The organism is Bacillus sp. FJAT-49736 (genome assembly GCF_018343615.1).
Lineage (GTDB): Bacteria > Bacillota > Bacilli > Bacillales > Bacillaceae_C > Margalitia.
On the sequence record NZ_JAGYPI010000002.1, the window covers coordinates 731,245 to 757,428 of the forward strand.

General features: G+C 37.0%; 28 protein-coding genes. 8 read left to right on the forward strand and 20 right to left on the reverse strand.

The features are described 5' to 3' along the window. Positions 1-125 precede the first annotated feature (125 nt). Positions 126-374: a hypothetical protein gene (locus tag KHA87_RS14965; RefSeq protein WP_213094942.1), complete on the forward strand. Its 249-nt coding sequence runs from the start codon at positions 126-128 to the stop codon at positions 372-374. A 17-nt stretch (positions 375-391) separates the two neighbouring features. Here the strand turns inward: KHA87_RS14965 and KHA87_RS14970 are convergent, their stop codons facing one another. The 8 genes from KHA87_RS14970 to KHA87_RS15005 all read right to left on the reverse strand — a co-directional run bounded on the left by KHA87_RS14970 (position 392) and on the right by KHA87_RS15005 (position 9,914). Further along, a complete protein-coding gene (locus tag KHA87_RS14970; RefSeq protein WP_213094943.1) occupies positions 392-1,384 on the reverse strand; it encodes a LacI family DNA-binding transcriptional regulator in 993 nt (330 codons plus the stop codon). A gap of 14 nt (positions 1,385-1,398) precedes the next feature. Beyond that, entirely contained in the window at positions 1,399-2,445 is a 1,047-nt protein-coding gene (locus KHA87_RS14975; protein ID WP_213094944.1) for an aldose epimerase family protein, read from the reverse strand. Between the two features lie 12 nt (positions 2,446-2,457). Beyond that, positions 2,458-3,945, reverse strand: coding sequence for a UDP-glucose--hexose-1-phosphate uridylyltransferase (galT, locus tag KHA87_RS14980; protein ID WP_213094945.1), 1,488 nt, complete (start codon positions 3,943-3,945; stop codon positions 2,458-2,460). A gap of 1 nt (position 3,946) precedes the next feature. Then, the gene (galE, locus tag KHA87_RS14985) at positions 3,947-4,936 is read right to left on the reverse strand and encodes a UDP-glucose 4-epimerase GalE (RefSeq protein ID WP_213094946.1); all 990 of its coding nucleotides are present in this window, start codon (positions 4,934-4,936) and stop codon (positions 3,947-3,949) included. Then, positions 4,933-6,114: a galactokinase gene (locus tag KHA87_RS14990; protein WP_213094947.1), complete on the reverse strand. Its 1,182-nt coding sequence runs from the start codon at positions 6,112-6,114 to the stop codon at positions 4,933-4,935. The genes galE and KHA87_RS14990 overlap by 4 nt, the downstream gene beginning before the upstream one ends. A 319-nt stretch (positions 6,115-6,433) precedes the next feature. Then, positions 6,434-6,994 (reverse strand): YkoP family protein, encoded by a 561-nt coding sequence (locus tag KHA87_RS14995; RefSeq protein WP_213094948.1) that lies wholly within the window; start codon positions 6,992-6,994, stop codon positions 6,434-6,436. 764 nt (positions 6,995-7,758) lie between these two features. Continuing rightward, a complete protein-coding gene (locus KHA87_RS15000; protein WP_213094949.1) occupies positions 7,759-9,015 on the reverse strand; it encodes a coiled-coil domain-containing protein in 1,257 nt (418 codons plus the stop codon). 449 nt (positions 9,016-9,464) lie between these two features. Then, on the reverse strand, positions 9,465-9,914 hold the full coding sequence (locus KHA87_RS15005; RefSeq protein ID WP_213094950.1) for a hypothetical protein: 450 nt from the start codon (positions 9,912-9,914) through the stop codon (positions 9,465-9,467). A gap of 199 nt (positions 9,915-10,113) precedes the next feature. Here KHA87_RS15005 and KHA87_RS15010 point away from each other — a divergent pair, with 199 nt between their 5' ends. Next, positions 10,114-10,518 carry a helix-turn-helix transcriptional regulator gene (locus tag KHA87_RS15010; protein ID WP_213094951.1) on the forward strand — a complete coding sequence of 135 codons (405 nt, stop codon included), beginning with the start codon at positions 10,114-10,116 and terminating at the stop codon, positions 10,516-10,518. Positions 10,519-10,568: 50 nt separating this feature from the next. Here KHA87_RS15010 and KHA87_RS15015 read toward each other — a convergent pair whose 3' ends face one another. Next, positions 10,569-10,919, reverse strand: coding sequence for an SCP2 sterol-binding domain-containing protein (locus KHA87_RS15015; protein ID WP_213094952.1), 351 nt, complete (start codon positions 10,917-10,919; stop codon positions 10,569-10,571). Between the two features lie 128 nt (positions 10,920-11,047). Between KHA87_RS15015 and KHA87_RS15020 the strand changes: the two genes are divergently transcribed. Beyond that, positions 11,048-11,803, forward strand: coding sequence for a nucleotidyltransferase domain-containing protein (locus KHA87_RS15020; RefSeq protein WP_213094953.1), 756 nt, complete (start codon positions 11,048-11,050; stop codon positions 11,801-11,803). On the opposite strand, the gene KHA87_RS15025 is transcribed toward KHA87_RS15020, so the two are convergent. From KHA87_RS15025 to KHA87_RS15035, 3 genes are all read right to left on the reverse strand, one after another. Further along, the gene (locus KHA87_RS15025; RefSeq protein ID WP_213094954.1) at positions 11,800-13,011 is read right to left on the reverse strand and encodes an MFS transporter; all 1,212 of its coding nucleotides are present in this window, start codon (positions 13,009-13,011) and stop codon (positions 11,800-11,802) included. The genes KHA87_RS15020 and KHA87_RS15025 overlap by 4 nt on opposite strands. Positions 13,012-13,096: 85 nt before the next feature. After that, positions 13,097-13,675, reverse strand: coding sequence for a DUF2087 domain-containing protein (locus tag KHA87_RS15030; protein ID WP_213094955.1), 579 nt, complete (start codon positions 13,673-13,675; stop codon positions 13,097-13,099). 307 nt (positions 13,676-13,982) lie between these two features. Then, positions 13,983-14,723 (reverse strand): M15 family metallopeptidase, encoded by a 741-nt coding sequence (locus tag KHA87_RS15035; RefSeq protein WP_213094956.1) that lies wholly within the window; start codon positions 14,721-14,723, stop codon positions 13,983-13,985. A gap of 172 nt (positions 14,724-14,895) precedes the next feature. Between KHA87_RS15035 and KHA87_RS15040 the strand changes: the two genes are divergently transcribed. Next, positions 14,896-15,045, forward strand: coding sequence for a hypothetical protein (locus KHA87_RS15040; protein WP_213094957.1), 150 nt, complete (start codon positions 14,896-14,898; stop codon positions 15,043-15,045). A gap of 109 nt (positions 15,046-15,154) precedes the next feature. On the opposite strand, the gene KHA87_RS15045 is transcribed toward KHA87_RS15040, so the two are convergent. Further along, a complete protein-coding gene (locus KHA87_RS15045) occupies positions 15,155-16,255 on the reverse strand; it encodes a citrate synthase/methylcitrate synthase (protein ID WP_213094958.1) in 1,101 nt (366 codons plus the stop codon). Positions 16,256-16,365: 110 nt separating this feature from the next. On the opposite strand from KHA87_RS15045, the gene KHA87_RS15050 reads away from it, so the two are divergent. Then, on the forward strand, positions 16,366-17,244 hold the full coding sequence (locus KHA87_RS15050) for a LysR family transcriptional regulator (protein WP_213094959.1): 879 nt from the start codon (positions 16,366-16,368) through the stop codon (positions 17,242-17,244). An 89-nt stretch (positions 17,245-17,333) separates the two neighbouring features. Continuing rightward, entirely contained in the window at positions 17,334-17,975 is a 642-nt protein-coding gene (locus KHA87_RS15055) for an aspartyl-phosphate phosphatase Spo0E family protein (protein ID WP_213094960.1), read from the forward strand. 28 nt (positions 17,976-18,003) lie between these two features. On the opposite strand, the gene KHA87_RS15060 is transcribed toward KHA87_RS15055, so the two are convergent. From KHA87_RS15060 to KHA87_RS15070, 3 genes are all read right to left on the reverse strand, one after another. Beyond that, entirely contained in the window at positions 18,004-18,528 is a 525-nt protein-coding gene (locus KHA87_RS15060; protein ID WP_213094961.1) for a GNAT family N-acetyltransferase, read from the reverse strand. 68 nt (positions 18,529-18,596) lie between these two features. After that, positions 18,597-19,604, reverse strand: coding sequence for a C45 family autoproteolytic acyltransferase/hydrolase (locus KHA87_RS15065; protein WP_213094962.1), 1,008 nt, complete (start codon positions 19,602-19,604; stop codon positions 18,597-18,599). Positions 19,605-20,007: 403 nt separating this feature from the next. After that, entirely contained in the window at positions 20,008-20,982 is a 975-nt protein-coding gene (locus KHA87_RS15070) for a nuclease-related domain-containing protein (protein WP_213094963.1), read from the reverse strand. Between the two features lie 286 nt (positions 20,983-21,268). On the opposite strand from KHA87_RS15070, the gene KHA87_RS15075 reads away from it, so the two are divergent. Together KHA87_RS15075 and KHA87_RS15080 are read left to right on the forward strand one after the other, a co-directional pair. After that, the gene (locus KHA87_RS15075; RefSeq protein WP_213094964.1) at positions 21,269-21,889 is read left to right on the forward strand and encodes a LysE/ArgO family amino acid transporter; all 621 of its coding nucleotides are present in this window, start codon (positions 21,269-21,271) and stop codon (positions 21,887-21,889) included. Continuing rightward, positions 21,890-22,360: a GNAT family N-acetyltransferase gene (locus tag KHA87_RS15080; RefSeq protein ID WP_213094965.1), complete on the forward strand. Its 471-nt coding sequence runs from the start codon at positions 21,890-21,892 to the stop codon at positions 22,358-22,360. A gap of 38 nt (positions 22,361-22,398) precedes the next feature. On the opposite strand, the gene KHA87_RS15085 is transcribed toward KHA87_RS15080, so the two are convergent. The 4 genes from KHA87_RS15085 to KHA87_RS15100 all read right to left on the reverse strand — a co-directional run bounded on the left by KHA87_RS15085 (position 22,399) and on the right by KHA87_RS15100 (position 26,120). Beyond that, a complete protein-coding gene (locus KHA87_RS15085) occupies positions 22,399-23,361 on the reverse strand; it encodes an LCP family protein (RefSeq protein ID WP_213094966.1) in 963 nt (320 codons plus the stop codon). A gap of 158 nt (positions 23,362-23,519) precedes the next feature. Further along, a complete protein-coding gene (locus KHA87_RS15090; protein ID WP_213094967.1) occupies positions 23,520-24,356 on the reverse strand; it encodes a MetQ/NlpA family ABC transporter substrate-binding protein in 837 nt (278 codons plus the stop codon). Positions 24,357-24,427: 71 nt separating this feature from the next. Next, the gene (locus KHA87_RS15095; protein WP_213094968.1) at positions 24,428-25,090 is read right to left on the reverse strand and encodes a methionine ABC transporter permease; all 663 of its coding nucleotides are present in this window, start codon (positions 25,088-25,090) and stop codon (positions 24,428-24,430) included. Beyond that, complete coding sequence (locus KHA87_RS15100) at positions 25,080-26,120, reverse strand: methionine ABC transporter ATP-binding protein (RefSeq protein WP_213094969.1); 1,041 nt, start codon at positions 26,118-26,120, stop codon at positions 25,080-25,082. Before KHA87_RS15100 ends, KHA87_RS15095 begins: the two co-directional genes overlap by 11 nt. Between the last annotated feature and the right edge of the window lie 64 nt (positions 26,121-26,184).

Sequence of the window (26,184 nt, forward strand, 5' to 3'; positions counted from 1 at the left end):
GCTAAAAGTATGAATAAGAAAAATAATTTATTCGTTTAGGAACTGTAAAAAGAAAAATAGAGGAAATTTTCAACATCTAATCGAAATGGAACATTATCTGCAGATTAGTAGAAATAGAGGTGGTTATGATAAAATCCAAAAATCATCCCATGTCCGTTTTTCGTATTCTTTGGATCATTTTATTAATAAGTATTGCCCTGCTAATTGTTTATCTTTACCGCTTATACACTCAAGGTCAACTACTTGATCAGCTTCTTAAAGTTATAGGCTCCATAATGAACTTCATGGAAAAAGACCCGCGAATTGGCTTTGTTCTTTTAAGCTATATTCCTATCTTCTATCTCGGATATACCACAGGAAAAAAACGAAAATAAGGGTGACAGGCATCAGATTATCTGGTGCCTGTCACCCTGTGGATGAGTTTGGTCGATATGTATATTTTCTTCGCGATCTTTCTGCCTTCGATGCGTTCCATCAGGATATCAACAGCGGTTTCTCCCATTAATTCTGTATAAATCTTTACCGTGCTTAATGGAGGAAAAACGTACTTTGACACGCTAATATCATTAACTCCAATAATGGCGACACGTTTCGGGACATCCAGCTTTGCTTCCTGGAGCGCCTGTAAACAGCCAATGGCAATGGAATCATTGCCTGCAAAAAATGCGGTCGGCAGCTGATCCCCCTGTTCCTTGATAGCTCTATTCATTAGTCTCTTGCCCTCTTGGACAGAAAAAGATCCTGTATAAATGAATTCTTCTTTTAATAGTCCGGCAGACCTCATATATTCCTTGAAGGTACTTTCCCTAATATCATAAATTTCCTCTGTTTGATCCCGAAACACCTCCCGACCACCAATATATCCTATTTCGGTGTGCCCTTTCTCAATAAAATAATCAAGCACCTTTTCAGTCGCTTTCCGAAAGTCGGCGACAACTGAGTCATATCGGTCCTCATTAGGAGAAAAATCTACAAAAACGATATTTTTCGAAATCCTTGCTAGCTCTTTTACTTCGTTACTGCTATATTTACCGATTGCAATAATTCCTTGAATTCCTTCCTTTTGCAAATCCTCCAAATTGGTTTGATAGCATCTTATAATTTGAAAATCATGATGCAAGCAACGGTTTTCTACACCAAGCCGAATAGACATATAATACAAATCATCTAATTCTTCCTTCTCGGTGTACCAATGCAGCAAAGCAACTTTTATGAAACTTGATTTACGAGAGGGACGTTTTTTATAGGAAAGCGCTTCTGCTGCTTCAAAAATGTTCTTTCTTGTCTCATCGCTTACAGAAAGAGTGGGATCATAATTCAGAACCCTTGATACGGTGGTAATGGAGACTCCAGCCTTTTCTGCAATATCTTTAATCGTTGCCATCTTTTCCTCCTCGTTTAATAGACAGAAAACTGATACGTTGTAGTAGATTGATATACTTCATTTTTATCTAAAATGATCGAAGGAAATTGTGAATGGTGAACAGCATCAGGATACCCCTGAGTCTCTAGACAAACACCCAAATATCTCCGTACCTGGACTCCAGAAAGCTGATAATCTCCCTCTAACTGATTGGATGTATATAATACTACACATGGTTGATCTGTTTTCACTCTTAATCTCCTGCCGCTCTCTTGATCATATAAAAGGATAGTATTTTCCTTTGCTTCATTAAAAATAAACGGATGATCATACCCTTTACCTACTAAAAGATTTTGCGGATGCTGCGAAACAGTGCCTTCCCTTAATACTCTTCCCATTCGAAAGTCAAATGCAGTATTTGTCCCATTTAGCAGCTCTCCAGTTGGCAAAAGCTCCTTGTCTAATTCTAGAAATACATTACTGTTCATGGTCAAACAATGATCCAATATATCATTTTTAACATTCCCACTCAAATTAAAATAAGAATGATTCGTTAAATTGATAATAGTCTTTTTATCCGTTTTCGCCTCATATGAAATGTTTAGTATATTATCGTTCGTTAGCTTATACATAACCTTTAGGTTTAACTGACCAGGATACCCTTCCTCACCGTCAAGGCTTGTATATGTAAAAAGTATTCCCACACCATTTTCATCCTGAAAATCAACAGCCTCCCATATTACATTGCTAAGCCCCTGTACGCCGCCATGGATATGATTCCCGTTTTCATTTTCTGCAAGTTTATATTCAACCCCATCCAGTTCAATGCTTGCCCCTTTAATTCTGCCAGCAACACGCCCGATCACTGCACCGAAATAAGGGGACCACCGCATATAATCCTCCAACGTATCAAACCCAAGCACAACATTTTCAAAATTGCTTTGCCGGTCTGGTGCTATTATTTTAGAAATGATACACCCATAATTTAAACATTCTACACTCATTCCCTTCTCATTTGTTAAGGTATAAGCTATCACTTCCCGATCACCGTGCTTACCGAAGCTAGCTGCTTCTATCTTCATACATACTTCCCCCTACAGTATTTCAATAAAATTTATCAATGCACGTCTGCCATCCTCGTTCCGTTTGAAAACACTTGCATCAGTTAGTGCCTTATTAAACTTCGCCCCAACTTCTTTTCTTAATATTATTTCAACATTTTGTTGGTCGATAATTTCTTTATATTTTGCTTTCAATTGCTCCGCCCATTCTACATGGTAATTTGCAATTGAATTCTCCTTATCTAGCAAATAATTTCCTACCTCCAACAGTTCCTCCTCTAGCCTCGCCGGTAGAACAGCCAGCCCCATCGCCTCAATTAGACCAATATTCTCCTTTTTTATATGGTGAACATCTGCATGCGGGTGAAAGATTCCAAGCGGATGCCTTTGATCCGTTCGGTTATTTCGCAGCACTAGATCCATTTCAAAATATCTGCCCCGTTTTCTCGCAATAGGTGTAATCGTATTATGTGGAATATTATTTGTGAAAGCGTGTATACCTACAGACGGATCGTTATATAACTTCCACTTTTGTAAAATATAGTCCGAAGCCTCTACCAAACAATGGATCTCTTTACTCCTTAACCGGAGCACACTCATCGGCCATTTTAGGGAGGAAAACTCTACATTTGAAAAACGACTTAAAAGAAATGACATTTCCTCTTTCGCTTTTGCCATTGGAAATTCATAGCAGCCTCCCTGATAATGGTCATGTGAAAGAATCGATCCCCCAACAATCGGCAAATCAGCATTAGAACCAATAAAATAATGGGGAAATTTTTGGACGAATGCGAGCAAATTTGCAAAGGTTTTCCGATTGATTTCCATGTTGTGATGTTGCTCGGATAAAACAATACAATGCTCACCATAATACAAATAAGGGGAGTATTGAAGCAGCCATTTTTCCCCCTCAAGCTCCAATCTAATTACCCGGTGGTTCGAACGTGCCGGATGCCCTACTCTGCCTGAATAGCCTTCATTTTCCACACAAAGCAGGCAAAGTGGATAATCCACCTTCGTGAGTGCCTTTTCCATTTCAATTTGCTTTGGGTCCTTTTCCGGCTTGGAAAGATTGATAGTTATATCTATATCTCCATACTCTGTAGAAACCTTGTACTCTATGTTTTTTTGAATTCTTTTCGTTTGAATATAATTGCTGTTTCTGCTTAATTCGTAAAAATAGTCGGTTGCTTGTTTTGGATTAACTTTATACATTTCATTAAAGTTCCGATTAATCGTCGATGGTCTGGCGATAAAACAGTTCATAATTTTGCTGGCCAGGATTTCCTTCGCATCGAAATAATCCTCAATAATATTGTGCTGACATGCATATTCTATCAATAAATCTAGCAAATCAGGGATATTTGTCCCTTCCTGTTCCTCCATGCCTTCCATAAACGAATCTAGTTCTAAAATGGCAAGGACCTGGTTCCTGGCATAAATTACATCCTCTTCTTCGATTAGCCTTGCTGATAGCGCATAGGAAACAAGCTGTTGAATGACACGATAAATCTTGTGCATTTTAATCACCATAACCATTGGGGTGATGGGAGTGCCAATTCCAAGCATCCTCAATAATTTGATCGATGTTTGTTTTCCGTGGATTCCATCCTAAAATCTCCTTTGCCTTTTTGGAGGAAGCGATTAATTTACTTGGATCCCCAGGACGCCGTTCCCCAATTACGGCAGAAATATTGGTGCCCGTCACCCTTCTGGCTGCCTCAATGATTTCTTTGACGGAAAAGCCTTGATTGCTGCCTAAATTAAACACATCACTCTTTCCGCCATTTTGCAAATAACGCAACGCCAGTAAATGCGCTTCTATTAAATCCTCCACATGTATATAATCGCGAATGCAGGTTCCATCCTCTGTATCATAATCTTCGCCAAAAACCGTTATTGCCTCTCGTTTTCCTAAAGCAGTTTCCAGCACAACAGGAATAAGATGTGTTTCTGGAGTATGATCCTCGCCAATTTCTCCTGTATTTCTAGCACCAGCCACATTAAAATACCGGAGTGACACATATTTAAGATCGAATGCCCGCTCGCACCACATCATCATTTTTTCCATTGTTAGTTTTGTTTCGCCATATGTATTGGTTGGATTTGTCTGCATCTCCTCGCGAATAGGAATGGATTCTGGTTCCCCATAGGTTGCTGCTGTGGAGGAAAACACAATATAATTCACACGGAATTCTCTCATCGTTTCTAATAACACTTGAGTCCCATAAACATTATTATCGAAATACTTAAGCGGCTCCTTCATCGATTCTCCAACCAACGAATTAGCAGCAAAATGAATCACTGCCTCAATCTTTTCTTTTCCAAAGACACTTCTTAAAAAATCCCTGTTGCGAATATCCCCTTCATAAAAGGTTGCTTGCGGATGAACAGCCATTTTATGACCAGTTTGCAAGTTATCGACTACTACAACCTCCTGCTGTTGATCTATTAATTGATAAACTGCATGTGATCCGATATAACCTGCTCCGCCTAAAACTAAAATACTCATAATTCCACCTCATCTCTAATCTCTTTCGCACCGTCACCGATATTTGCTACATAAAAATCTGCAGAATATCCGATTTCTCCTTCATATACCCTGCCTACTTCAGAAATGAAATCCTTTACTTTCTCCTTCTCTACAATAGCAATTGCACAGCCCCCGAAGCCTGCTCCTGTCATCCTTGCACCTAGAACACCGGACTGTGCCCAGGCAGCTTCTACAAGCGTATCAAGCTCTTTTCCAGTAACCTCATAATCATCTCTTAATGACACATGAGAGGCATTTAACAAATGGCCAAATTCCCGCAAGTTACCACGTTTTAATGCCATGAAAGCTTTTAACGTTCTCCTATTTTCATAAATCGCATGCCTCGCCCGTTTCCTTATTATTTTATTTTTGATCAAATACTGAAATTCCTCAAATTGTTCCTCCGTTATTTCACCTAATGACTGAATATTTAATGCTTGCTGCAGCTGCAAAAGAGCTTCTTCGCATTCAACCCTTCTTTCATTATACTTAGAATCAGCAAGTTCCCTTCGTTTATTCGTATTCATTATGATGATTTGGTGATGTGCCAACTTTATAGGGGCATACTCATATTGGAGAGTCTTGCAATCTAGTAAAATACCAGTATCCTTTTTCCCCATGCCAATGGCGAATTGATCCATGATTCCGCAATTCACACCAATAAAATCATTCTCGCTTTTTTGTGCAAGCTTAATCAAATCAAGACGAGGAATTTGTAATTGAAAGATATCATCCAGCATAACCCCGGTAAGAAGTTCAATCGATGCCGATGATGATAGGCCTGCCCCATTCGGAATATTTCCGCAAAAAAGGATGTCAAAACCATTTAATATCGGATGGCCTTCTCTTTGGATAAAATGCAACATTCCCTTTGGATAGTTTGCCCAATCATGCTCTTTCCGAAAATCTAACTGATTTATAAAAAATTCAATTATCCCTTTCTCAGAAAAATTCACTGAATACATACGTACCAAAGAATCATTTCGCTTTTTTACTAAACAATAGGTTCCATATGTAATAGAACAGGGAAACACATACCCACCATTGTAATCAGTGTGTTCACCAATTAAATTAATCCTCCCAGGAGAGAAAAAGGTTTTCTCATGAGTGCTTTTAAATATTTCTGTAAAAATAGCAGATAAAACTTTTCCCTTCACTTCCCATCCCTCCAAAACCCCTTTTACTAAATCGTAACTAAAATAGTAAAAATATTCAATATTTTTACTAAATATTTTACTATTGTTTTACTCACAAATTCCACACAATGAAAACATCTTCACCAAATCTTTCTGGTTGGATTTATTACTGTTTTAATCAAACGTTTGATTAAATTTTGTTATGTCAATTGAACACGAAAAACCACGCATTAAGTTGCATGGTTTGTTGTCTGTTCTGACATTACTTTATAAATATTGGCAGTGTCTAGCGCATTGGTCCCTTTCCTTGAAGACTTTCTAGACACAATCACACTTGTTTTCACAAATATTTTTGAAATAACTTTTCTTTGGACATAAATAAATAGGTTGGACTTTGCTTTTTTATATTCCGCATAGAAATGGAGGTTGCTGATAAAAGATAGATGGGAAATTGAGTGAATAGCTTAAATAGTTTATATAGACGACTGTTTGGTGCAGCTTTTTCAAAACCTAAATGGGCAACTCCTTTATTTATCATCGTAATGCCAATTATACCTTTTATTTGCTCTGACTTTGGATGGTTATACACAAAACGGGCTAATGATGGCATGGACTGTTCTACCATCCTGTAAATAACCATGGATCGCTGCAAAGGATTTTTTACCGTAAGAGCCTCTTTTATAATACGGACATTATGTAAATGAATTTTTAATAAGCAGTCATTTTTACCAATCTCCGTTCCATCGGACAAATGAATATTTGCTCCTTTATATTTTGTAATCCTGACCCTGAAGACCGCCTTCTCATTTTGATGCGTAATGATATATTCAAGGCGTCGAAAATAAAGAAAAAAAGTATCAAAAAAATTCCATAATGAAATAATAGATACCCGAAATAACATTTAACTCTAAGCTCCCTCCATAAAGGCTCTTTTCATGAATTAAGTTGCTTATGTAAACTAGAATGTATGATAAGCATCATACTAACCCAAATAAAGAATCATATCATTAGTATTCCATTTTTCCGACAACATTTTCATTATATTTGCGCGTTTCCCGGGGAATATTAGCAAATGATGAATGCAATATCGAATATTCCTATTTTCTAGCGAAAAATTAATATATGTTTATCGACGTTTTACTTCAAGTTCAATGTTTTTATTATCAAAAAACCCCTTTATTTTCTGTTGTTTATTCCATTATTGTTAAAAAGCATTGGAATATTCCCTCCATTTTTGTCTTATTTCTTGTTTCTGTTATTTTGTTGGAATGCAATAGTTGCTTAGACTGGGGTGATATGAATGGAACAAACAGGAGTTCAAGATATTTTTAATAGCAATACAGCAGCATTCCAAACATATTGATGAAAAAATGTCTAAAGTGAAAACCAAATCGAAACTCGAATTGATGAGAAGATCACTTATTTGCAAGAAAATATGAATTCATGTTTTGACCACATAGAAAAAACTAGATGGGATGAAAGTAGAGCTAACCGAAAGCCAAATAAAGAGTCCATTATCATCTAGCAAAAATGTTTAACTTGAAAAATGTTTCGAAAAATATATAAACCATTTTACCCCTACAAGTTTAGTCGACATATTTTACTTCATACAATTTTCAATACTATAAGAAAAAGCCTCCTAAATTTAGGAGGCTTTCTTTCATCTTATTCTACTACTCGTCTTACAACACCGTTAAAAGTAGATTTCCAATATGGATTACTTAACGAATCAATAGAGACACCGTGTGAGCTATTATCATTAAGAAATCTTCCATTACCCAAATAAATTCCAACATGACCATTACGCTTATACGTATCGAAGAATAAAAGATCTCCGCGTTTCATTTCAGATGCATTGACAGCTCTTCCTTGATAAACTAAAGTATTTGTCGATGTTCCTGTAATGCTACCTAAGTTCACGCCACCCATTGCATAGGCCCAACGTACAAAGGAGGAGCAATCAAAGGAACGGTTTTGAATATCTCTGCTGGAACGGCCTCCACCCCAATTATATGGAGAACGACCTACTATAGATGATCCAGCACTAATCGCAGCTTCGATTGAACCGGTACCATGATATACAGGACCGTCTGGAGTATTACCAGAACCGGAAGAACCGCTATTATTCGAGCTGGACGAACCACTATTCCCACCTACTGTTCCTTGGAAAGCTTGTCTTTCTTTTTCTTGAGCAGCCTCTGCTGCCTTTTCCTGCTCTGCAAGCGTTGTCGCTTGGTCCTGTAGGCTTCCAAGTTCATCTTTTGCTGCCTTTTGCTGTTCTTTTAATTTTGCTAGAATACTATTTTTATCATCTATTTGATATTTTAATTGCGCTTTTAAATCTTCAAGCTTTACTAAGTCTTGTTGAACCTGCTCAAGCTTGTTATTTACATCTGCCTCTGACTGCTCTAAAGACTTTTTATCAGCCTCTTGCTCCTGTAATATTTTATGATCGGCATTTACAAATGTAGTTAATGCGACTGCACGATCAATGAAGTCACCTATACTTTGAGAATTTAGAAGCACATCTAAATAGTTTACCGAATCATTATTTTGCTGGATAGAACGAGCACGTTCCTGCAACACTTTATTTCGTTCCGCAATTCTTTGTTTTGTTTGTTTTATTTTAGCTTTCAAATCATTAATTTCTTGCTTCGTATCATTTAATGTTTGAGTGGTTTCTTTAATTCTATTATTTGTATCATCAACTTTAGTAGTGATTTCCTTCATCGTATCTTCCATCTCTTTTGCTTGGGCATCGAGATTGGAGATTTCAGCCATTTTCTTTTGAATATTAGAATCAACATTTCTTTGTTTCTGTTTCAATGATTCCGCAAATACGTGGTTACCGGATAATGGTGCAATCAAGCTTCCTGCACTAATAACAGAAGCTACACTTAATGTTAACAGTTTTCTTTTCACAGATGTTCTCCCCCAGATTATGTAGATAGAGATCTAGTTAGTTATTGATGTTATATTATGAGTGACTCTAGCACTCTTTCATTTATCATTACTGAGTCATTATATCATCAAATTTCGACAATTTGGGCCATTTAGACATTACAGTTATGTTTCATTTTTGTATCCCATATTACAACCTCTTGGTGGAATACTTTTTTCGTAGAATGCATAGACTCTATTAAATTAATCCAACACTATCATTTGGAAAAAGTATAGTTCGCCGGAGGTCTAGAATGAGGAATTTAATGAAGAACCATTTGTATACTATTATTGTTTTTTCGATTGCAGTGCTTTCTGGAATTGTTTATATTAACTCTCTTTGATAGATATAGATTTTTTTCTGGAAAGGCCTTTGGATTCCTTATAAACTTGACTATATTCCAAAGGCACTTCTCCTTTTTGTCTATTAATCAAGCATTTCCCCACGTTCGCTTTGGCCTTGTTTTAATTCTTTGTAAATCCATGAAATACAGAACCTTGTTATCTCGCTTAATGCCAAAGCAAGAAATAATTCTTGCTGCATATGAATTAGATAGATTTATTTTGGAGCCTTCTATCCCTTCAAGAGATATCTTTTTTTTCTTTAAATCAATATACATATAGAAATCTACATATCTTTCTTTTAGTAAAACCTGAATTTTTATGGATGTCCATTCTCGAAGCGGAGTAATAATGAAAACTGATTTAGGAGTGGTGTCTTGCAAAGAGGTACATTGAACAGCATGATTAAATGAAAAAGGCATTTGTATTCTAACCATTTGATTTGCTAGTCTATTCCCATTGCAAACTAAGTAATAGTTTCCTCTAATTAAGTGACCATTCGATAGAATTTCCTGAAATTGAATGCTTAGTTCTTCCATTTCATTCTCCTTTCAAGTCAATCCATTACTATTTAACTATTAAATAGTCAAATATTACTATTAATGGTAAAATATTTTGTAGTAATTTAGTTATGTTATTCTAAATTCGAATTAATATTTAGATTCCTTATTCGAATATACTCCATTAATCTATATAAAAAATCGCTATCTTTATAACTAAAAATGAGCTGGTGAAATTATGTCCTTTCAAAAAAGATTTAGGGAGATTAGAGAAAGTCTAGGCTTGACGCAACAGGAAATGGCTTCCAGGTTACATAAGCAGCAGCCAGATATATCCAAAATTGAAAACGGTGAAAAAGAATTAACTATTTCTGAAATGAATGAATTGCGAAGTACTTTTCATCTTGCAGATGAAGTTCTATTTTACTTAAGCTACGGTATAAAACTTGATGAGCAAAGTTCCTTAATGATGATCAAAGAGAGTTATGAGGATGCTGAAACGAAGCGTTTGCTAGATTATTTATCCGATCATCCAAGCTTCAAAAAACTGTTAACCCGTTTCACTTATCTACCGGACAAAAACCAACAATATATAGAGCAGATCTTAATTACATTAGTTAATATGGAAGAAAAACGCAAATAAGAGCCCCATGTTTGGAATGCGGGACTCTTTTACTTTTGTATAATAATCTTCTACAACTCATATTGTCCTAAAAGCTTCTCTAATTTTAATGCCAGTCCAATACTGCCCTCCACCTTTAGCTTCCCCATCATAAACGCAGCCGTACTGTTGATATTTCCCTGCAAAAATTTTTTGAAATCAGTGATCTTCATTTTCAGAGTACATTGCGGTTCTTCTATTGCTTGAAAAAGAACTTTCGCTGCCCCCTCCGAAAATAATAACTGATATGTACCCCCATCCTCACCGCTTAATTCAAATTGGTAAACAGCATTCATCTCCGCAAACGGGATAGGATCTCCATTTAATACTGTTTCCACATCAACCCATATTTCTCTTAAGCTTTTATCCGTAAGCCGGCTCATATATACTCCCCCTTTTTATTACTATATTATAATGATTTTCGAATAATCAAATAATATTGTATTAACGCTGAAATAAGGGAAGCATATGTATTATAGAATCTAAAGGAATATTTGCTTGGAGGATGTAAATGAAAGAAAAGCTGATAGAAGTAGAAGAAGAATATCATGTGCGAATATTATTTGCCTGTGAAGCTGGAAGCCGGGCATGGGGGCTGAATTCTGAAAGCAGTGATTACGATGTCCGTTTTATCTATGTACATCCCCTTGAATGGTATTTAGATATTGACCAGAAACGCGAAGTGATTCAGCACCCAATAACAAACTCACTTGATTTAGAGGGCTGGGACTTACGCAAAACATTATTTTTGCTAAGAAAATCAAATCCACCTTTATTGGAGTGGCTGCATTCGGATATCATCTACATGAAAAATAATCTGTTCTATGATGAATTGAAAATTCATGCAGATAAAGCTTTTTCTGCCAAATCGTGTATATTTCATTATCTGAACATGGCGAAACGAAATGCTAAAAATATTTTGGAGAAGGATAACATTAAGCTAAAGCAATATTTAAATATTTTACGTCCACTGCTTGCCTGTAAAGCGATGGCGGAAAGGAATTGCTACCCAACGGTTAACTTTCCAAACTTGGTGGCAGAGCTGATAAAGGATAATGACCTCCTAAAGGATATGAACCAATTAATTGATATGAAAAAATCGGGACAAGTGTATATAGGCTCTCAAAATCTTTACCGAATAAATAAATATATTGAAGATGAATTACTTCATTTGGAGAATTACGTTCAAACCATACCAAACAAAAAATGTGACATTACGGCGGATTTGAATGACTTCTTCCGAAAAATAGTTATAGGTACCACTTAAATGGTACCTTTCCTCCTATATGCCTTTGTCGACATGACAGCCATTAAAAAAATCGCAACAGTAGTAAAGGCCATTCCTCCTATCAAACCAAGCGATCTTGGATCCACGAATTGAAGAGCAGAGCCTGATAGAAACATAGATATACCTAATAAGGTGTTACCGATGGTTGCTAATAGCCCAAACATAGTCCCTTGATGCTCCTCTGGAATTTCCTTCATAAGAATTGTATCAAAGCACGCATTCCCAATCCCTGACATAAAGGCAGCACCGCAAAACATCAGAAAAGCAAAGATAACTAAATGTGTTCTGCTTAGCAGCATAAGAAATGTTCCTTCGAGCATCAAACAAATAAGCCCTGTAAGCAAGAAATAGTTCCGTAGCCGGTTAGCTACTAAAAAGCTCAGCATAAGCCCAATCCCCAATGCACCATAGAATAGTCCGACCCCTACATCTCCGAGCTGATACTCCTTCACTGCATATACACTTATTAGAACATTATCAATACCATTCATGGAGGCGATAACGATTTCGCAAAAAAGAAGCAGCTGAATCGGTGCAGACATAAGGACTACTTTTTTAAAGGTGGATAATGGATTACCCTTTTTTTCTTTATCCGTTTTCTTTGTCTCTACCTTGTCCGGAAATACAATGGTTGCAATTATGGCTGCCGCTCCTAAAAAGGATACCGCATTAATCCAGAAGGTTACATTAGCACCAAAAATAGTCGAAACAATTCCTCCTGAAAAGGCACCGCCAATTAAAACAATCCCTACCATTACTTGTTCTAGACTATTCACCTTTACAAGATGATCTTTCTTCACAAGACGAGGTATAGATGACTTCCTTGCAGGCGCATAAATTGCTTCCCCAGCGGCTAATACAAATGAACTAACATATACAATCCAAAGATCCTCTTTACTATCTACCAATAAAAAGGAAAGGGCAAACACAATTCTAATAAGGTCCATGGAAATTAATATTGCTTTTCGTGAAAATCGGTCAGCTAACCAGCCCCCTAACGGTCCAAAAAATAGAAATGGTATCAGCCTAATGGCTAACGTAACACCGACTGCCATCCCCGACCCCGTTAAGTGTAAAAGCATCGCCAACATTGCAACGGAACTAAAGCGATCCCCGATACCATTAATGATTCCGGCCAAGAATAATCTCCGATATTGTTTTTCCTCTTTTATTACAGAAATAACCACAATATTCACCTTCTTTATCAACCATCTAATTTAACAATTATCTAATTAGTTCCCCAAAAAAATTCAGGTGCCTGACACCACCTGATTAATTCAACCACCATAGTTCAACGGGATTGAGCTCATATTGATTGTTTTCTCGGTACATATATTGGCACATAATAAGCTCACGTCTTAAAGTTGCATAGTCTTCATGAAACTGCTTTAAGTACTCGTTAATTTCCTTTTCAGGATAAAGCCTTCCAAACTCTAAGCCTTTCACTAAATGCGCGAGAACAACGAGCTTTTTCTTACGCTGAGCAGGATAGTTTTTCAGTCTTCCATCCCTTGTAAAGAAATTTTGAAGAATCGCTGCACGTTCCTCTTCTGTTACCGACATTTCCATATTAGATATCCCTCCTGTTCCGACTGTTAAAATAGCTTTTGCGCTTGACTCCAATATTTTCGTATTAAGCGAAAAATAGATGGTATTTTTATCACGGCGCTCCTTGATCAAGCCGACCTCACGCAGCTTTGCAATATGATGGGTGATGGTCGGCGGCTTAAGTCCCAGCTTTCCAGCCATTGCTTGACCATGCAATGGCCCTTGCTGAAGCAAAGCAATAATCTTAATCCGGGTTAAATCACCTAATGCCTTATGAAATTCCACTATTTTATTTAATTGCATTTACTTCGACACCTACTTTAGTAATTATCTAATTAGATAATAATCGAATTTGGTTCAAATTACAAGTGTTTAATAACTAGCTTTAGAATAAAATTACGAAATGAAACAAAGAGCATCCTGTAAGTTAAGGCTTGTTTCGTCATAAAACACGATAAAAACCCCTCCATATGGAAGGGTTTTTATCAAAAAGATTAGGATGATTGGGGTAGTCTTTGCTTAGACAAGGATCACATACCTTTGATTCTAAACGCTGACCCGCAGAGCCGACTTTATACAAATCACCTCTGCGGGTCAGCATTTTATTATGCTAGACCCCGCGTTTATTATATTCTTCTAAAGTAATATGCTTTTTATAGATAGCAGTAGCGGTCTTCACTCCAACGTAGCGAAAATGCCACGGTTCAAATTCATATTTCGTGATATTTTCCTTTCCTTTTGGATAACGCAAAATAAATCCATACTCATGGGCATGCTTGGCAAGCCATATGCCTTCTTTTGTCTTAGCAAATTTCTGGGCAGTGTGATATTGGATGCTTTTTGCCGTTATATCCATTGCAAGACCTGTTTGGTGTTCACTTGTACCAGGCAAGGCAACAGCCATCTCTGCTTTTTTGCGTCCGTATTGAACAACCTCCCTTTTAAAAAGGGCAGCCTGAGTTTCATACGAGCGGAAACCGGAGGCTCCATAAAGAATTATCTTATGTGCAGCTGCTGCTTTGAACATTTTCTCCAGTGCTTGTGCAGCGGGTTTTCTTAGCTTTGCCTTATCAACTTGTTGATTCCCAAAGAAGAATTTCACCTTTGCCCTAACCAAATCCTTTGGACGATATCCTTTTGGAAGTGCATTTGTTTTATTCACCATAACAGTAATGGAGGCAGGATTGGCAACCGTATGAATAGCATTAGTTTCAAAGGTTCCCTCATTCGGTTTTTTACTGGAGACCGTAATAATATGTGTAGATTTTATTCCTTCTGCAGCTATCGATTCCGAACCGCAGCCCAATATATATAATATCCCGCAAATCAGGAAGATAAGTACCCTTTTCATGCTTGAACTCCCTTTTTATATTGTTATATTTTTAAGACGCTCCAAACGATAAAAAAGTTACAATAAGTATAAATCATCTTTCGACAACATTCTTCCATTAAACGATCTTTCTTCAGTTTCCTTGCCGAGTTTGGTAAAGAATATATAATCTCTTTAAGTGGCAATCTTCGATATGAGCACTCGTTTATTAACAAGTAAGAAAGCAACTTTATTAAAGGTTCTTTTCTTGAACCTTATTGCTTTTGCAAACGAAAATCCTAGTAACGACCTAACGATTGGTAATGCAAGAATAACCATCTTAAGAAAAGATGCTCCGAGCTGAGAAGATATTAGGATTAATAACAATATATGAAACCATAAATCTGTGTGAAATTAGCCTTATTAAAAAAATAGAAGTCTGCATAGAGAAAAAACAGACTTCTTTCTTATATTTAAATTTCTTGGAATTCAGGAAGCTTTCCAATGTATTGTGATTCCGGCCTAAACAACACATTATGCTCTGCCTGCTCCATAACATGGGCAGTCCATCCTACAACCCTACTAGCCGTAAAGGTTGGTGTAAAAAGTTCATCATCCATGTCGATGGATCTCATTACAGCAGCAGCGAAAAATTCTACATTTGTATATAATCTTCGCCCAGGTTTATATTCCTCCAACAAGCGTATTGCCGTTTCCTCCACATGTAAAGCGAGAGCAAGCCATGGGTCATTCTTTCCAACCTCCAATGCTTTTTCTCTTAAAGCAAGTGCTCTAGGGTCCTTTGTTTTATATACACGGTGACCAAATCCCATTAGTCGTTCGCCTCTATCTAATTTACCTCGCAACCAATTTTCGGCATTTCCCTTACTTCCGATATCATTTAACATTTTAGTAACATCGGAAGGCGCACCGCCATGCAACGGTCCTTTCATTGTACCAATAGCTGAGGTGATCGCGGATACCATATCGGATTCGGTAGAAGCTGTAACTCTTGCCGAAAACGTCGATGCATTCATACCATGCTCCAATGTTAATACCATATATGTTTCAAGAGCCTTTACATGGACAGTGGACGGCTTTTCTCCTGTAAGCATATACAAATAATTTTCAACATGACCGTATGCCATGTTCGGTTTAATTGGTTCCAAACCATTCTTTTTCCGATTCCAATAAGAAATAACGGTAGGCATGATAGCAGTCAGCTTTATTGCCTGATCAATGGTCGGCTTCCAACCATAGCTTTCATCTCCCATTGCTGATACTACTGTCCGTAGAACACCCATTAATTCCATATTGGCAGGCAATTGGTGAAGAATTGCCTCTATATATGGCGGTAGCTCCCTATATTTTTTTAGCTGTTGAGCTAATTGTTCTGCCTCTTCTGGTGAAGGCAACTTCCCATTCCATAGAAGATAGGCAGCTTCCTCAAAAGAGTAGTTGATGGCAATCTCCTTTGCCTCATAGCCTCTATATACTAGATGTCCCTTTTCTCCATTGATATAACTAATTGCTGTCTCAGCAGCAATAACCCCTTTTAAACCGTGTTGAATCATATTTCATTCCTCCTCCTTTTGTATTCAGTATACGTGTTATAATTGATAAAAAAAATTAAATAATTTATATCAATCTAATTAAATATAGTAATCAGGAAAGGGTGGCTAACATGGATTTAAAATGGATACGAACATTCGTTATTGCAGCAAAGCATGAGAATTTCCGAAAAACAGCCGACGAGCTTTTTATTTCACAGCCAACTGTCACCGTTCAAATGAAGCTTTTAGAAGAAGAGATTGGGAGCATATTGTTTCAACGTAATGGCAGAAAGGTGTCGTTAACCGAGGATGGAAGGAGATTTTTGCCGCACGCCCAACAACTGTTAACCATATATGAATCAAGTATGTCCGACTTAAATCGTTTTCGCCAAGGCTATAGTCAAAAGTTAACACTTGCCATTTCTCCGCTCTTTGCAGAATCGATTATGCCATATGTTTTAAAGCGCTATATGACACTCCATCCAGAAATCGAAATTAATGTTCAGGTAGTAGATTCCGAATTTATAGCGGATACTGTTATAAATGGAGAGGTTGATTTAGGACTTTCCAATCAGCATACAAAAAATTCCGATTTGATTTGCCGCCCATTATTAGATGATCCTGTCGTGTTAATTGTCCCACATGATGGGAAGGACAGTGAGTCCGCCCCACCACTAGATGCGGAAGAGCTGCTGCAAAAAAATTATTTAATCACTCATAACCACCCGGAATATTGGGACCAATTGCTACGTTCCGTTCGTGCCGCAGTGCCGTCTGTGCGTACCATGTCCGTTTCGCAGGTAAACGTTACAAAGCGCTTTATTATTGAAGGATTGGGGATTTCCTTTTTGCCGTCCTCCACTGTACGCCGAGAGCTTTTAGAAGGTAGATTACTAGAGGCACCATGCGCATTTATCAATCTTCCTATTTCCAAAACTTATGCAATTTTGAAATATGAGCATCCTAAAGAAACGCAATTCCTCGAATTCTTGAGCCAATTTCGTTTCTAATATCTTAAATTTCGGAACTAATGTTCAAAAAATGCATTTTAAAGTATAATGTATATTAATTAACTCGGGATTAAAAAAGGAAGATATACATGATCAAGGATATCATTGAATTTAAAAGACAGCAGCTGTATGAAACCATTGGAATTGTTGGTCTATCTGCGGAGGAAACTATTTCAGTCAGCCGAGAATTAGAGAGGTTTATGAACTATCATGCTAAAATTAGCGGAAAGTATTCCCGCACGAAAACAAATCAAGCAAAAATTCATGTTAGTGTCCTGCAAAATATCTTAGACGTTATTTCTAAAGAAAAGCTTCATTTGCCTTTTGAAATGGACCACCAATTGTTAGAAAGAACAAAGTGGATGCCATTTGATTTTGCTCATACATTATTACATGCAATGATAGAACAATATGGATCAGAAATAGAAGAATACATTGGGGAATGCGTGCCCATACATGGTGTTTTTCCTAAAGAAATTCAAAGCTTCCATGAATCCCTAAAAGTTTTAGATTATATTTTTCACTTAAATCATAGGAGTCCTGACTATATTGGCGAATATTTGCCTTTTATGGACATAAAGGACGAGACAGTACTATTTTGCTATACACCACATTATTCTTCCACCTTTAACCTAGGCATTATTAAGGGATTATCCAAAAAGTTCAATCACTCCTTAAAAGTAAAAGTGCTTGACCACAGTAATGGTGGACATTTTAAAATTGTAGGTTAAAGCTCAGGTTTTTCTAAGACCTGAGCTTTTATATTTCAACCCAAAAACGTCTAACGATATTCCCGTCCTCTTCTTCAAAACTAGAATCTTCTATCCCGCCGTTGTTTAGAATCGTCTTTGCTGAACCAATATTATTTTCATCACAGGTTATAAGTACTTTTGTTATGCTCAATTCTTTTACTTTTTCCAAGGATAGAGCGAGCAGCTTTGTTGCATATCCTTTTCTTCTTTCGGTAGGACGAATACCGTAGCCGATATGACCACCTATTCGAAACAGCTTTTCCGTTAAGTCATGACGAATATTGACTACACCAATAACTCGATTATTTTTATCCACCAACCAATAAGTTGAATCGGGAACCCAATTAGCCGGAAGATTTTCACCTTTTTCGGCGTCTATTAATGACTGGACCATTGCATTAAAATCACTCGGGTCTTTACTTATCACCCAAGGCACCATATTCTCCCCGCTATCCTTCCATTCTTGGTAGAATGATAGGTACTCGTTCTTTATCTCCGAAGTTGGCTTTATTAGGGTCACTTCATTACTCACTCGGCACACCTCATTTGGGTAAATTTTAACTAGTTTACCATATCGAGATATAAAAGAGTATTAGATTGTTATTTGTTATAAAGAATGTTTCCCCTAATATTATCAGCTAAAAAAAGTGTACCATTTAGCCACTCTTTAAATGAGAATGTAAACAGTTCTCTACCACTTCCGATTCCAATCATGACGCTAAGATCGTGGGGGGAATATAAAACAGTGTGCAGGGTGCCAAAGTATTCTTTGTAGTTATGAAAAAATAAAGGTGAGTCTGGATTATGAAAATGATCAAAAGCCTCTTCCGGTGTCAACTCTTCCTTCATTAAAGTTTGAAGGTAGTTCCTGCGTATTAATGATCCTTGGATGTATTCTTTATTTTTGGTTTGTAGGTTCTCAGATTCAAAATGATTGGTGCATGCAAGAGGGTGAGTTTGAATTATTTCTTGATATTGCGGTGATGCCTCGACAATAACGCTATCTCCATTCTTGTCCATTATCGAATAATTATAGCAATATCCATGAGGGATTTTTTGGATGAGACGGACTGCTTCGGCAGTGGTTGCACATTGGTCTAAAATCATTCTAACAATAGTAGTTGCAAGGAAGCCCTTACTTCGATACTGCTGATTTACAAAATGCAATCCAATCACTAGCCCCTTTTCATTCATCCCATCCAGTCGACCAATAATTTGCTGGCTAAAGCCGACACTGGCAAATCCCTTATTAGGCTGAAAAAACACAAGCCTTGCATCATATAAATCCGGGCTAAAGTCATAGTTGCGCACATAATAGGAATCCTTCACTAAAGCAGAACATCCCATTTCGGGAAAAGGTATGTCGTAACCTCCATAACTCTCTAGTACCGCAGCAAGCGGTAAAACAGCTCCTTCTGCAATGCCTTTAAGCTCCTCCAGCAAGCGAGGTGCAATTTCCGCTAATAGTTTTATGGCATCTTTAGAGGTATCCTTATTTTGTATAATAGGAGATATCGGCTGTTTTAACTGCTTTCCTTGTTCAACCCCAAAATGATAAGGATCTCCTTTATAGTCCAATACCCTAATAATCAATTCCTGTTCATTCATTTTACTCCCCCTATCACATCTGAATAACTGGCATAATTTAATCTAGAAGCGGATGCTTTTGTCGTAACCCTTCCATCCATATTCCCATCATCCGCGTTCAATTTGGTTCTGTTTCCGTTAAATATTGTTGAATCTCCTTGATTTGTATGCTTGATAGTCTTAAGCTGAAAATCCATTTTACCGTTGAATATCGTGCTGGGAATACTATCGATATCTATTTAAGTTGTCTCTTTTTTGTTGAGCAGATTTTTATCTTCATAGTATCTAAGTACACTTTTAGCAATTCCTGTCCTTTTAGTGAAAACCATCTATTGTCATCCTCTTCTCTATCCATCACACCCCTTTTACAATGCCTTACACCTTCCAGTTACCTGAAGATCAAGAGGATATTTTTCATTTAGAACTAATCCCAATCATTAAACGGGAGCTGATACACTCTGCCTTTTGTTGTGCCTGAATGTGGGAGGTTCATTTCCTTTAGCAATTTCTGAACGATGGAATCGGAATCAATTTTCAAAAATCCCCGTGCTTCCTTATTTGTAATTACAGATTTGAACAAAAGACTGTAATCTTCTAAAGTATCCTTTTGTGCATTTTTATTGGAGAAATTACATTTTGAACATATCCACTTCCCCTTAATTCTATGCATTGGTAAGTAGAAGCATTCAGGACAGTGGACTCCTGATAATACTTCTGACTGTGTAATATTATATTTTTGAAGAACTTCGGGATGTTTAGGGATATGATTTCTTAATAACAGTTTGGATAGTTTACGGATTTCTCTTTTCGTTAATTTTTCTTCTTTATACTTTTGACTTAGAATATTCATTTTGGATATGAAATTAGTACTGCGTAGAACTGTTTGTTTGTAGGATGAACTATTGGGTGTGAATTGAATAAGAGAGGAAGGGTTTGTCATAACAACTAACGTTTCGATAGGAAAGGGTGGAAACCTTTTATCTTTAAGCCACATTATTAATTGAAGCTTTTGATGATTTGCCTGTAATACTGGATCCGGGAATACTTCAACATCATTGTTGTACTCTCTAATAAGCTGATTTGCGTCTCTATCAAAAGTGACTTTTCCGGAAATATGCTTTACTTCAAGTATGAGAGAAAATGTTGGGGATAGAATGAAAATGTCCATTTGAAAATGATGTAGATTACCTTGTAGCCTAATATGATGAAAAATGAGGTAAATATCTTCAGGAAGAAATGATACATAATACTCCATCGACTGTTCGCCTTTAAATCCTGCCAGTTTTTTTGCCAAATCCTTCTCAATTTGTAGTCGTTTTGACTGTTTTTCCGGCAATCTTCTTAGCAATGCCTGCAAAGCTAGTATTTCCGCTTCTACTTTTTTCGCTTTTACAATCAAAATATCACTCCCTTAGAACTTTGAATGTAATTTTCTATATGAATGCGGGAAATTCCTCCTACAGAATAAATAATTCCGCCAAACTTTGACATAATCCCGCGGGTTTAGACGATAATCCCGCCAAAATGTGGCTAAATCCCGCCAATATCAGATATAATTCCGCGAAACAAACATTTCACTTCATATTTATTTCAAATAGTCTGAGTTCATATATATTATCCTTTTTACAAGGAAAATAAGACCTTACCATCGAATACAACTAGTACGAAAACTGGAGGAACAGAAAATGATTGAAGCAATTATTCATGGAATTCTCTTGGCATTTGGACTCATATTGCCTTTAGGGGTACAAAATGTGTTTGTTTTTAATCAAGGAGCTAGTCAGCCAACACTTTTAAGAGCAGTACCGGTTATTGTTACTGCAGCTATTTGTGATACGCTTTTAATTAGTGCAGCAGTACTTGGTATTTCCGTAATCGTACTAACCTTTGGATGGCTAAAACTATTTATCTTTGGCATTGGATTTTTATTTCTTTTGTATATGGGTTGGGTAATCTGGAAAAGTGAAGTTACCTCCGGTCAAAATAAAATAGAACGTTTTTCAGCAAAAAGGCAAATAGCATACGCTGCTTCCGTTTCGTTGCTGAACCCCCATGCAATACTCGATACCATAGGTGTAATCGGGACAAATTCCCTGAACTATCACGGCCTGGATAAATGGGCATTTTCAGTGGCAACCATCTTTGTCTCTTGGATTTGGTTTACCGGTCTTGCAATTGCCGGCAGGCTTTTGCGAAAAATGGATGAAACAGGAAAAACACTTACCATCTTAAATAGAATATCCGCTCTCATTATTTGGGGTGTTGCTATTTATATGGGGATCCAGTTAATAAAGGATGTGGGTTAATTGATTCAATTATTAAATATTACGGATAGGGAAATTGCAGAACAAGTTCTGCGGATACAGCTTCCTGCTTATGAAGTAGAAGCAAAACTGATGAATTTTTACGATATTCCTCCCCTGCATGATACAGTGGACTCCATAATGGAAAGCCAGGAAGTTTTCTACGGTGCCTTTCTAGATGGAAAGCTTGCGGGAGCTACTTCTGTGGAAAAAGAGAATCAAAGTCTGCAGATTTGTAGACTTGTGGTTCACCCAGACTTTTTCAGAAAAGGGATTGGCAAACAGCTGGTACAGCATATTTTTGAGGTATATCATTTTGTAGAAAAATTCGAGGTTTCGACGGGGGAAAATAATTCTCCTGCCAAAAATCTTTATAAAAAATTGGGATTCGAAGAAATAAATAGGATTGAGATTGCACCAAATATTTATATCACTTGTTTTGAAAAAAAGAATCCTCTAAGTAGTAATAACTGAAAAAAGCTAGTCTTCCATCCGAAGACTAGCTTTTTTATTTACGGTGTTGTATTGTTTGCTGTATCGCTTTTTCCATTTAGGAAATCATTAATTGCCTGCTGGTTTTTCTCTTTATCAATTTGGAGAACTGCGCCATCATAGGAAATATAAGCATTTTGGTAAGCTCCTTGAACAGGTACTGTTAAGGAGTCAATATTTTTCGGACGCTTCAATAAAAATTCACTTGCTAACGCTATAGCATCACTTGTATTCATATTCGTTTGAATATATGGTTCAATCGTACCTAACAGCTTAGGTGCCTTAGCAAACCCATTTACACTGAGCACTTCGTCTTTTAGGGCTTTGATAACCTCTTGCTGACGTTCCACACGTCCAAAATCACCTTTGGCATCATGTCGGAAACGCGCATAGCCTAATAATTCCTTCCCATGCAGCTTTTGTAGACCCGGATGTAAGGTAACACCGATGTTTTTCGACATTTCTTGTTTTACATTAATCTCTACTCCATCCGGTGCCACTGTATCTACAATTTTTTCAAAGCCTTTAAAGTTAACCATCACATAATATTGAATATCCAGATCAAAATTTTGCTTAATGGTCTTCCTCAAGAGCTCTGGCCCACCTAAAAAGTAAGCTGTATTAAGCTTGTAATTCTTATAGCCTGGAATCTCCACAAACATATCGCGCATTAAGGAGATTAATTTAAAGGTTTTATTTTTTGGATCATATTGTGCGACCATCATGGAATCTGTACGAGACTTTTCATTTTTGCGTTGGTCAATTCCAAGTAACAAAAAGTTTACCTTTCCATTAGCATCCTTTTTGCCATGAAATTCAATTTTCTCTTTTTTGATTCCATCATTTTCTGCTTGTTTAACGCCTGAATAGTATTGAAGAACGGCATATGCCGCAATTGCTATAATAAAAAGAAGAACAAACAAGAAGATAATCCTTCTTCTTCTCTTCTTCCTTCTTGTCTTCTTATCAAATCTAGTAGCCATAGTATCCCTCAACTTTATATAAAGAAATTTATCTACCCAAACAAATTTTTGTTGACTTTAATATTATCAACGAAAAATCGAAATTTGTCACCCATCAATTTTTTGACAATTTGATTTCAAAAAAAAGTCAGGCGGTAAAACCACCTGACTTTTCCTTCTTAATTTTGTTTATAATCATCCAAATAAGAAACAGGTTTTATAACTGGAACTGCTGCTCCATTAAAATGTTTTTTGATAAAGTCTGTTACTTCTTTTGTATGATAAATATCAACAATTTGGTTTAGAACCTTGTCATCTTTACGCTTTGTTTGAGCAGCGATAATGTTCACATACGCCTTATTACTCGCGTCCTCACCGAAAATAGGATCCTTCGAAGGATTTAAGCCTGCGTTAATTGCCATGTCACAGTTAATAATAGCAGCAGTTGCATCATCAAGACCGCGTGGAGTTTGTGCCGCATCCACTGGAGTAATTTTAAGGTTCTTTGGATTTGTTGCTATATTTTCAAGTCCACCAGCACCGGAGAATCCTGATTTTAGTGTAATTAATCCTGCTTTTTGCATTAATAATAGTGCTCTTCCTAAATTCGTAGGATCCTTCGGAATTACAACCTGGTCACCATTTTTAATTTCATCGATGCTCTTGATTTTCTTAGAATACATACCCATTGGCCAAATGGAAGTTGTTCCAATTGCAGCTAGATCAAGGTTATGGCTTTTTTTGAAGCTATCAAAATAAACAACTGTTTGGAATGCATTAATATCAATTTCGCCGCTATCTACAGCAAGATTTGGTTGTACATAATCATCAAATTTAACAATTTGAACAGTAATGCCTTTTTTCTTGGCAAGCTTTTTAACAAGATTCCATGTTGGAACCTCTGATGTTGTTGTTCCTACCTTAACCACTTTACTTCCTGATTTGTCTGAACTGTTTGAGCTGCATCCAGCAAGCACCAGAAGCAAGCCAAACACAATAATAAGTAGTTTTTTCATAATTTTATATTCCTCCACATTTAATGTATTTATTTTGAAAAGGCTTACCTTCCCGCAAACATAGGTGATATTTATTTTCTTCTTAATCTCCTTGCAAGAACATTTCCAAGCGATTGTATGAGCTGAACCATTATTATCAGCGTTACCACCGTAATGATCATTACTTCTGTCTTAAACTGGTTATATCCATAGGTAATGGCTAAATCGCCAATTCCGCCGCCGCCTACAGCTCCAGCCATCGCGGAAGCACCTATTAATCCAATAGTTGCAATAGTTAAGGCCAATACAAGTGAGCTTCGCGCTTCTGGAAGAAGAAACTTCCAAATAATTTGCCAAGGAGATGCTCCCATTGCCTGTGCTAACTCAATGGTGCCCTGGTCCACTTCAAGCAATGAATTTTCTACTAATCTTCCAATATAAAAAGCCGTGTATAGCACAAGCGGAACAATCGCCGCTGTCGTTCCAATTGCAGTACCAACTACCAATCTTGTAAATGGAATAATTGCAACTACCAAAATAATAAATGGAACCGATCGAAAGATATTGATAATAACATTTAGAATATTGAATAAAACCTTGTTCGGAAGTATCCCTTTTTCCCTTGTTACAACTAAAATAACTCCTAATGGCAAACCAATAATAATTGAAATAATTAGCCCTACGATTACCATGTAAAGTGTTTGATTAATAGCAGTTAAAAATTCAGGCCAGAACCAACTCCAATCAAATGGCATCTTCAGATACCTCCTTTATTAAGACATCGTTTTCCTTGATATATTGGAATGCTCGATGAATTTCTTCTTTTTCCCCTTTAAATTCGACAAGCAGATTTCCAATAGGAATACCTTGAAGCTCCGTTACCATACCATGCAGAACATTCAAATCAATAGAAAATTTCTTAGCTGTATTGGATAGTAGCGGTGAACTTGTCGAAGCACCTTTGAAAATAATTCGGTAAATTCCTTGATGATCGGATTTCCCGCTTTCCTGAATAAGCTGCTGAATCGATTTTGGTATTGAGTCATTTAATACTGTTCTGACAAAGCTTTTCGCAATTTGTGTCTTTGGCTCGGTAAAAACATCTATGACCGGTCCTTGTTCGACAATAATTCCATTTTCAATGACGGCGACCTTATCACAAATATCTTGAATGACATTCATTTCATGCGTGATCATTAAAATGGTAATCCCAAGTTCATCACGAACCTTGCGCAATAACTCGAGTACTGCCACCGTCGTATTTGGGTCTAGGGCTGATGTAGCTTCATCACAAAGGAGAATATCCGGATCGGTTGCCAAGGCTCGAGCGATACCAACCCGTTGCTTTTGACCGCCGGAAAGCTGTTCCGGATATTGATTCATCTTATCCTCCAAACCCACGAAGGATAATAATTTGGTTACTTTCTCTTTGATGATGTGCTTCGGAACCCCATCTAAAAGAAGCGGCATCGCAACATTTCCGAAAATGGTTTTGGAATGCAGAAGGTTATATTGCTGAAAAATCATACCGATTTTTTTTCTTTGCTTTCGCAATTCCTTTGCATTAAGAGAAAGAAGATCAACCCCATTAATTAATACCCTTCCGGAGGTTGGTCGTTCCAACAAATTTACACAGCGAATGAGCGTACTTTTTCCGGCTCCACTAAAGCCAATAACCCCAAATATCTCCCCTTTTTCCACTTGAAGATTAATGCCTTTTAAGGCCTCCACCTTTTTTTCCTTTCCATCACCATATAATTTATGGACATCTTCTAAAACGAGCATATATTAATCTCCTTTCCTTAAACGGAGCAAATTTCAAACCGTTCTAATTACAAGTAAACACATA